This window comes from Actinomadura sp. KC345, from assembly GCF_004348515.1.
Taxonomy (GTDB): domain Bacteria; phylum Actinomycetota; class Actinomycetes; order Streptosporangiales; family Streptosporangiaceae; genus Spirillospora.
Genome location: NZ_SMKH01000315.1, coordinates 1 through 8,551 on the forward strand (window position 1 = coordinate 1; position 8,551 = coordinate 8,551).

The following is an 8,551-nucleotide window of genomic DNA, read 5'->3' on the forward strand; positions in this document are numbered from 1 at the left end:
GTTCGAGCCCCGGGACGCCGCCACCGTCCTCGCCAACCGCGCGCGGGCCGTGCGGAGCGGAGACCGGACGGCCTTCCTCGCGACGGTGGGTTCGGCACCCGCCGCGTTCCAGGACGCCCAGTCCCGCGTGTTCGGCAATCTCCGCGAGCTTCCCCTGGACGGCTGGGAGGAGCGCTTCGCCGCCATCCAGGCCGCAGACGGGAAGGAGGGCGTCGCGGTCGTCCGCGTGGAGGTGCGCTACAGGCTGCGGGGCTTCGACCGAGGCGACGTCGCCCACACGGGCTACCTGACGCTCGCCCCAAGCTCAGGCACCTGGACGATCGTCGGCGACGGGTCGTCCCATGGGCTCAAGGACGACGCCGCCATCTGGCACGCCGGGCCCCTGAAGGCGGTCAAGGGCAAGGCCTGCCTCGTCATCGGCGACGCAGCCGGGCTCGACGAGATCGCCCGGCGGCTGGACGCGGCCGTGCCCGCCGTCACCGGCGTCGCCGGCCGGGAGTGGGCACGGCGGGCCGTCGCGCTCGTTCCCGCCGACCCGGGTCTGGCCTCCGCACTCGCCGGCCCCGGCCAGAGCCTCGGCGACATCGCCGCCCTCGCCACCGTGGCGCCGTCCGCCGGAGGCCGCGGCGGCGAGGACCGCGTCATCGTCTCCCCGGGCACCTTCGGCCGCCTCAACGACCTCGGGCGCGACGTCGTGCTGACCCACGAGCTGACCCACGTCGCGACCGGCGGCGCCCGCGACCGCACGACGCCGATGTGGCTGATCGAGGGCTTCGCGGACTACGTCGGCTACCTCGGGACCGGCGTCGCCGTCGCGTCGGCGGCCGGCGAGCTGCGGGGCGAGGTCGCCGCCGGCCGCATCCCGTCCGCGCTGCCCGCCGCGGCCGCGTTCTCCGGCGGCTCCGAGCGCCTTTCCCAGGCCTACCAGGAGGCCTGGCTCGCCTGCCGGATGGTCGCCGACCGGTACGGTGAGGCGACGCTCGTGCGGCTCTACCGGACCGCCGGGCGCGTCCCGGAGGCCGCCGCGCTGCGCGACGTGCTGGGGCTCACCCGGGAGCGCTTCACCGCCCTATGGCGCGACTACCTGAAGAGGGAGCTGACATGAGCGAGGCGGAGGCGGAGCCGGGGCGCGCCGAGCCCGGTTCCGGCCGGGACACCGCTCGTCCGGACGACGCGGGCCGGATGCGGCGGCCGCGGGCCGCCGCCGCCGTCGCGGCCGCCGTGCTGTTCGCCGCGCTCGGGGCCGTCATCGCCCTCACCACGCCGTGGGACCCGATGCCCGGCCCCGTCCCGGGCGGGCACGTGGAGCCCGACCCGGCGCTGGACTTCTCCCCCGCCGAGATCGCACGTTCCAAGGCGTTCGACTCGGCCATCAACCCGCCCGCCTACGCGGGCCTCGTCGCGGGCCTGGCGCTGGTCCTCGTGCTGGGCCTCACGCCGCTGGGCGCCCGGTTCGTCGGCTGGGTCACCGCCCGCGCCCGGCGCAGGTCCCTGCGCATCATCGCCGGGACCGTCGCGCTGACGGCGCTGCTCCGCATCGCCGGACTCCCGTTCGACGTCTGGAGCGAGTCGGTGCTGCGCCGGTACGGGCTGTCGACGCAGAGCTGGCCCGCATGGCTCGTGGACGAGCTCAAGTCCCTCGGCGTCACCTGGGTCATCTACACGGTCGCCCTGCTGCTCCTGTACGCGGTCGTGCGCCGCTTCCCGCGCTACTGGTGGACGGGCGCCGCCGCCGGCGGGTTCCTGCTCGTCGTCCTGGTGTCGTTCATCTACCCCATCGCCGTCGAGCCGGTGTTCAACAAGTTCCACTCGCTGCGGCAGGGCCCGCTGCGCACCGATCTGCTGGCGATGGCCGAACGGGACGGCGTGCCCGTCGAGGACGTCCTGGTGGCGGACGCCTCCCGGCGGACGACGTCGCTGAACGCCTACGTGTCCGGCTTCGGCTCCACGCGCCGCATCGTCCTGTACGACACACTGCTGGAGTCGTCGCCCGAGCGGGTCGAGTCGATCGTCGGGCACGAGCTCGGCCACGCCAAGCGCAACGACGTCCTGTGGGGCACGCTGGTGGGCGCCCTGGGCGTCGCGGGGGCGATGTGCCTGCTCCACCTCCTGATGACCTCTCCGCGCCTCCTGCGCCGCGCGGGGGTCGACCCCGGCGGAGGCGCCGCGGACGACGACCGCGGCGCCTCCCGCGGCGCCGCCGACCCGCGCTCGATCGCGCTCGTCCTCGCGCTCGTGGCGGCCGGGACGCAGATCAGCGCCCCCGTCCAGAACCTCGTCAGCAGGAACATCGAGGCCCGCGCCGACGTGCACGCGCTGAACCTCACCCGCGACCCGTCGACGTTCGTGTCGATGCAGCACGAGCTCTCGGTGCGCAACATCTCCGACCTGAGCCCGGACGCCCTGGAGTACCTGCTGTGGCTGACCCACCCGCCGGGCCCCGGCAGGATCGCCATGGCCCGGGAGTGGGCGCGCCTCAACCACGTCCAGGAGCCGCCGCCGCTGCGCTAGCCGGTGTCAGTCGCCTTCCGCGTCCTGACCGCCCTGCCCGGTCCCGGCGCCGCCGCCCTGCGCGGTCACCGTCGCTGAGTCCGCGAGCGGGGCGGTCGTGACGGGGCGCTTCAGGGCGCTGCCCTTCACCCAGTCCTTCCAGTCGGCCTGCCAGTAGCCCCACCCGTTGTCGGGCTCCAGCTCGCGGTCCGTTCCGGTCACCACCACCGGGTCGCCCCGCTGGGTGCGGTCGAAGAACCACTTCGCGTCCGACGGGCTGAGGTTGATGCACCCGTGGCTGACGTTCGCACTGCCCTGGCTGCCGACCGACCAGGGCGCGCTGTGGACGTACTCGCCGCTGTCGGAGATCCGCACGGACTTGTACACGGTCAGGCTGTAGCCTCCCGGGCTGCCGGGGGCGATCCCCATCCAGGAGGACGTCATGACGGTCGGGTCCTCCTTCGACATCGCCACATGGACGCCGTTGGTGGTGGTGTACTTCTCCACGCCGCCCTTGCCCATGCTGAGCGGGATGGTGCGGGCCTTCTCGCCGTTGACCTTCACGACCATCTTGTGGGAGTCCTCGTCCGCGGTCGTGATCTGCGAGTCGCCGACCTTGAAGGCGAGGGAGTAGTTCTGTCCGCCGTACACGTCGCCGCCGGTGCGCACACCGCTGAGGTGGGCCTTGAACGCCACGTTGGTGTGGGCCGGCCAGTACTTCTTCGGCCGGAACACGACCTCCTGGTCGCCGAACCAGTGCCAGGCGCCCTGGACGCTTTTGTCCGCACGCACCTCCAGCGCCCGCTCGACCGCCGCCCTGTCCTTCACCGGACGCTCGAACTGCATGACGATGGGCATGCCGACGCCGACGGTCTCCTTGTCGCGGGGCCCCTCGAACGTCACGTCGTTGGTCTTCTCGACCTCGGCCGTGGTGAAGCGGCTCCGCACCGTCCGGGTCCTGCCGTCCTCGCCGAGCGCCGTGGCGTCGACCGTGTACGTCTCCCCCGGCTCCAGCGTCCAGCGCGAGCGCCATCCCGTCCTCTCGGCGTTCAGGTCGCCCTCCACCCGGGCGTCCCCCGCGGACACCGTCACGTTCTCGATGGTGCCGCCCTGCGCCTTGACGGCGATCGGGCTGTCCGGCCTGAGCGCGGTTCCGCCGCCTCCGGGCGACACCGAGAGCCGTACGCCGTCGTCCTGCTCCTCGCCTCCCGAGCACGCCGCGGCACCCGCCACCATGCTCGCTCCGGCGAGCACGGCGACCGCGCGCCGACCCCGGCCTCCCGGTCCTGAGCCACCCACCCGCATGTGGTCCCCCCGGTCGTCCCACTGGGCGATCGGTCCGCCTGCCCAGCCCGTTCGCTGGAACGGCGCCCAGTATGTGAAAGGGCCGGTACCCGCGAAAAAGCGGACACCGGCCCTTTATGGGGTTCTTTTACCGATCAATGGGCGAAATGACCCCGGTAGTACTCGAAGACCAGCCCGATCGTCGACAGGAGCGCGGCGGCGACGCCGAGCATGAACAGCCACCAGCCGAACACGATGCCGAGCGACACGGTCGCGGCCGACAGCCCGAGGTACAGCGGCCACCAGCTGTGCGGGCTGAAGAAGCCCAGCTCACCGGCCGCGTCCGCGATCTCGCCCTGCGGGTCGTCCTCGTACAGCGGGCCGTTGTTCGCCCGCTCCAGGCGGCGGATCGTGAAGTGGACGTAGAACCCGATGAGCCCGGCCAGGCCGACGGCCAGGCCCAGCGCCGTCGTGCCCGTCCAGTCCTTGGACCAGAGCCAGTACACGATGTCGGTGACGAGGAAGAAGAGGGCGCTTCCGTAGAACATGAACGCCTGGACGCGCATCGGCTACTCCCCCTTCGTCCCGGCGAGTTCGCCCTTGGCGCCCACGTGCGGGTGGTGCAGGTCGAACGCCGGGCGCTCGGAGCGGATCTTCGGAATCGAGTTGAAGTTGTGCCGCGGCGGCGGGCACGACGTCGCCCACTCCAGCGAGCCGGCGTAGCCCCACGGGTCGTCCACCTCGACCTTCTTGCCCCGCTTCCACGTGATGTAGACGTTGTAGAAGAACGGCAGCATCGAGGCGCCGAGGACGAACGAGAAGATGGTCGAGATCTCGTTCAGCCCGTGGAACTCGGCGGCGTAGTCGGCGTACCGGCGCGGCATGCCCGCGGCGCCCAGCCAGTGCTGGACGAGGAACGTGCCGTGGAAGCCGATGAACAGCAGCCAGAAGTGGATCTTGCCCAGGGTGTCGTTCAGCATCTTGCCGGTCCACTTCGGCCACCAGAAGTAGAAGCCCGCGAACATCGCGAACACCACGGTTCCGAACACGACGTAGTGGAAGTGCGCCACCACGAAGTAGGAGTCCGACAGCTGGAAGTCCATCGGCGGCGACGCCAGGATCACGCCGGTGAGCCCGCCGAACAGGAACGTCACCAGGAAGCCCAGCGACCACAGCATCGGCGACTCGAACGTCAGTTGTCCTCGCCAGATGGTCCCCACCCAGTTGAAGAACTTCACCCCCGTGGGTACGGCGATGAGGAACGACATGAAGGAGAAGAACGGCAGGAGCACCTGGCCGGTCACGAACATGTGGTGCGCCCACACGGTGATGGACAGGCCCGTGATGCTGATGGTCGCGAACACCAGGCCGATGTACCCGAAGACCGGCTTGCGGCTGAACACCGGGAGGATCTCCGTCACGATGCCGAAGAAGGGCAAGGCGATGATATAGACCTCCGGATGCCCGAAGAACCAGAAGAGGTGTTGCCAGAGCAACGCGCCTCCGTGCGCCGCGTCGAAGATGTGGGCGCCGAGCTTGCGGTCGGCCTCCAGCGCCAGCAGCGCCGCCGCCAGGACCGGGAACGCCAGCAGGACCAGGATGGAGGTCAGCAGGATGTTCCAGGTGAAGATCGGCATCCGGAACATCGTCATGCCCGGCGCGCGCATGCACAGGATCGTGGTGATGAAGTTGACCGCGCCCATGATCGTGCCGAAGCCCGACATCGCCAGGCCCATCACCCACATGTCGCCGCCGACGCCCGGCGAGCGCACCTCGTCCGACAGCGGGGCGTAGGCGAACCAGCCGAAGCTGGCCGCGCCGCCCGGGGTCAGGAAGCCCGCGATGACGATCAGGCTGCCGAACAGGAACAGCCAGTACGCCAGCATGTTCATCCGGGGGAACGCCACGTCGGGCGCGCCGATCTGCAGCGGCATGACGACGTTGGCGAAGCCGGCGAACAGCGGCGTCGCGAACATCAGCAGCATGATCGTGCCGTGCATGGTGAACATCTGGTTGAACTGCTCGTTGCTCACGACCTGCATGCCGGGCTCGAACAGCTCCGCGCGCATGACCAGCGCGAGCACGCCCCCGAACAGGAACATGAAGAACGAGGTGATCAGGTAGAGGTAGCCGATCACCTTGTGGTCGGTGGACGACAGCCACGAGGCGATGATGCGCCCCTTGCTCGTCCGCGGCGCGGCGATCGGCGCGCTCGGTGCGTGACTCGTCGTGGTCACCGGGCACCTCCCGCGGCCAGTGCGGCCTTCGAATCGGCGATGAACTTGTCGTACTGCTCGGGCGTCACGACCCTGAGCTGGAACAGCATCCGGCTGTGGTCGACACCGCAGAGCTCGGCGCAGCGGCCCTCATACGTCCCGGTCTTGGTCGCCGTGAACTCGAACTCGTTGGTGTAGCCCGGCATGACGTCCTTCTTGTAGATCAGCGCCGGGACCCAGAACGAGTGGATGACGTCGTTGGAGTGCAGCCTCACGCGGACCGTCTCGCCCGACGGGATCGTCATGACCGGCTTGCCCGGGGCGGGGCCGTTCGGCGCGACGGGCACCCCGACGACGGAGGCGACGGTCTGCTCCTTGCCGGAGGCGTTCTCCTCCTTGTAGTCGAACTGCCAGCTCCACTGGAACGCGGTCACGTCGACGACGACCGCGGGGTCGTCGGTGGTCTTCTCGACGAAGTTCTGGTCGCGGGCGGTGAAGTAGAACAGGACCGCGATGATGACGAACGGGACCGCCGTATAGAGGATCTCGATCGGCAGGTTGTAGCGGACCTGCGGCGGCAGGTCGTCGGAGCGCTTGCGGTGGAACACCACCGCCCACAGGATCAGGCCCCAGACGAGGGCCCCGACCGCGAACGCCGCGATCCAGGAGCCCTGCCACAGGTGCAGCATGCGTTCGCCCTGGATGCTGATCGGCTCGGGCAGGCCAAGGCGGCTGCCGCTGCACGCGGTGGCGGACAGCGCCAGCACCCCTAGCGCGCCGGCGCTTTTCAATGCGCGGCGACTGCGCACAGGCGTACGCCGCTCCCTAGAGCGGGTCGGACTCACGGAATGCCTTCCCCACGGATGAAGCCCGGTCGGCCGGGCGGAGAGATCAGTTGTTACACGTGTGGTGGACACACTAGCGCTAGGGGTGCGCGAACCCCCGATCGGGTGCCCGGTTAGTGTTTCCGCGTGGCCGATTCCAGCACGCCGCGCGCCTACTTCGACGCCGCGTCCGCCGAGCCGCCGCATCCCGCGGCCCGGACGGCGCTGCTGGAGGCCCTGGACGCGGGCTGGGCGGACCCCGCCCGGCTGTACGGGCCGGCCCGCGCCACCCGCATGCTGCTCGACCGCTCCCGCGCGCGCGTGGCCGCCGTGCTGGGCGCCCGTCCCGACGAGGTGTCGTTCACGTCCTCGGGTACGCAGGCGGTGCACCTGGCCGTCCTCGGGGGGCTCCGTGCGCGCCGCCGGGTCGGGAACCACCTGGTCGTGAGCGCGGTGGAGCACTCCAGCGTCCTGCACGCCGCCGAGATGCACGAGCGCGACGGCGGCGAGGTGACGACCGTCGGCGTCGACCGGACGGGCCGCGTGGACCCGGAGGAGTTCGCCGCCGCGCTGCGGCCCGGCACCGCGCTCGCGTGCCTGCAGTCGGCCAACCACGAGGTCGGCACCGTCCAGCCGGTCGCCGAGGCCGCCGAGGCCTGCCGCGCCGCCCGGGTGCCGTTGTTCGTCGACGCCGCCCAGTCGCTCGGCCGGGCGGACGTCCCGGGCGGCTGGTCGTTCCTCGCCGGCAGCGCGCACAAGTGGGGCGGGCCCGCCGGCGTCGGCGTGCTCGCCGTCCGCAAGGGCACCCGGTGGCGTTCCCCGCTGCCGGACGACGAGCGGGAGCGGGGCCGCGTCCCCGGGTTCGAGAACGTCCCGGCGATCGCGGCGGCGGCCGCGGCGCTGGAGGCGTTCCGCGCGGACATGGCCGCCGACGCGCCGCGCCTCTCCGCGCTCGTGGACCGGATCCGCGCGCGGGTCGCCGCGAGCGTCCCCGACGTCGAGGTGGCCGGCGACCCCGTCGGGCGCCTGCCGCACCTGGTGACGTTCTCGTGCCTGTACGTCGAGGGCGAGGCGCTCCTGACCGAACTCGACCGCCTGGGTTTCGCGGTTTCCTCCGGCAGCTCGTGCACGGCGGATACGCTGCGTCCCAGTCACGTGCTGGAGGCGATGGGAGTGGTTACCCATGGGAACGTGCGGGTATCGCTGCCGCGTGGCGCCGGCTCGGCGGACGTCGACCGGTTCCTCGCCGAGTTCCCGGGCGCCGTCGCCCGCCTCCGCGAGGCGTCGATGAACACCGGGAGGCGGCTGTGAGCAGCTTCGACACGGGGAGGCGGTCGCGCCCATGAGGTTCCGAGGCCGCGCCAAGGGCGGGACGTCCGCCGGCGACGCCGTGCCGCCCGCCGCCGAGCCCTCCCCCGCGGGGCCGTCCGGCCCGCCGCCCGTTCTCGTCATCGACGCGCTCGGCCGCAAGTGCCCCATCCCGATCATCATGCTGGCCGAGCGGATCCGCGAGGTGCCGGTCGGGCAGATCGTCGCCGTCCTCGCCGACGACGCCGCCGCACGCACCGACGTCCCCGCCTGGTGCCGCATGAAGTCGCAGGACTTCGTCCGGGAGGAGACCCTCCAGCAGGGAGGCTGGGGTTTCCACATCCGCAGGACTTACTAGAGCACCGGGTACCGGAACGCGACTAGGGCCGCGCCGGGGGGCGCGGCCCTTCTACGTGCGCGGGGGTTACG

General features: G+C 71.4%; 8 protein-coding genes. 4 read left to right on the forward strand and 4 right to left on the reverse strand.

Going from position 1 to position 8,551, the window contains the following annotated elements; genetic code table 11:
- Positions 1-1,105: hypothetical protein (locus E1281_RS40745; RefSeq protein ID WP_165959218.1), on the forward strand; the 1,105-nt coding region annotated here is incomplete at its 5' end.
- Positions 1,102-2,511 carry a M48 family metallopeptidase gene (locus E1281_RS33550; protein ID WP_243717678.1) on the forward strand — a complete coding sequence of 470 codons (1,410 nt, stop codon included), beginning with the start codon at positions 1,102-1,104 and terminating at the stop codon, positions 2,509-2,511. The genes E1281_RS40745 and E1281_RS33550, both read left to right, overlap by 4 nt.
- Positions 2,512-2,517: 6 nt before the next feature.
- Here the strand turns inward: E1281_RS33550 and E1281_RS33555 are convergent, their stop codons facing one another.
- From E1281_RS33555 to coxB, 4 genes are all read right to left on the reverse strand, one after another.
- Entirely contained in the window at positions 2,518-3,726 is a 1,209-nt protein-coding gene (locus E1281_RS33555; protein ID WP_243717679.1) for an Ig-like domain-containing protein, read from the reverse strand.
- Positions 3,727-3,929: 203 nt separating this feature from the next.
- Entirely contained in the window at positions 3,930-4,340 is a 411-nt protein-coding gene (locus tag E1281_RS33560) for a cytochrome c oxidase subunit 4 (protein ID WP_131883736.1), read from the reverse strand.
- A gap of 3 nt (positions 4,341-4,343) precedes the next feature.
- On the reverse strand, positions 4,344-6,011 hold the full coding sequence (gene ctaD / locus E1281_RS33565; RefSeq protein ID WP_131883737.1) for a cytochrome c oxidase subunit I: 1,668 nt from the start codon (positions 6,009-6,011) through the stop codon (positions 4,344-4,346).
- On the reverse strand, positions 6,008-6,799 hold the full coding sequence (coxB, locus tag E1281_RS33570) for a cytochrome c oxidase subunit II (protein ID WP_131883738.1): 792 nt from the start codon (positions 6,797-6,799) through the stop codon (positions 6,008-6,010). The genes ctaD and coxB overlap by 4 nt, the downstream gene beginning before the upstream one ends.
- Positions 6,800-6,961: 162 nt before the next feature.
- On the opposite strand from coxB, the gene E1281_RS33575 reads away from it, so the two are divergent.
- Positions 6,962-8,125 carry a cysteine desulfurase family protein gene (locus E1281_RS33575; RefSeq protein WP_131883739.1) on the forward strand — a complete coding sequence of 388 codons (1,164 nt, stop codon included), beginning with the start codon at positions 6,962-6,964 and terminating at the stop codon, positions 8,123-8,125.
- Between the two features lie 31 nt (positions 8,126-8,156).
- Complete coding sequence (locus E1281_RS33580; protein WP_243717680.1) at positions 8,157-8,480, forward strand: sulfurtransferase TusA family protein; 324 nt, start codon at positions 8,157-8,159, stop codon at positions 8,478-8,480.
- The last annotated feature ends 71 nt before the right edge of the window (positions 8,481-8,551 follow it).

Coding starts and splice junctions, on each gene's coding strand:
- E1281_RS33550 (WP_243717678.1), top strand. CDS start 1,102: ATGAGCGAGGCGGAGGCGGAGCCGGGGCGCGCCGAGCCCGGTTCCGGC.
- E1281_RS33555 (WP_243717679.1), bottom strand. CDS start 3,726: ATGGTGGCGGGTGCCGCGGCGTGCTCGGGAGGCGAGGAGCAGGACGAC.
- E1281_RS33560 (WP_131883736.1), bottom strand. CDS start 4,340: ATGCGCGTCCAGGCGTTCATGTTCTACGGAAGCGCCCTCTTCTTCCTC.
- E1281_RS33580 (WP_243717680.1), top strand. CDS start 8,157: ATGAGGTTCCGAGGCCGCGCCAAGGGCGGGACGTCCGCCGGCGACGCC.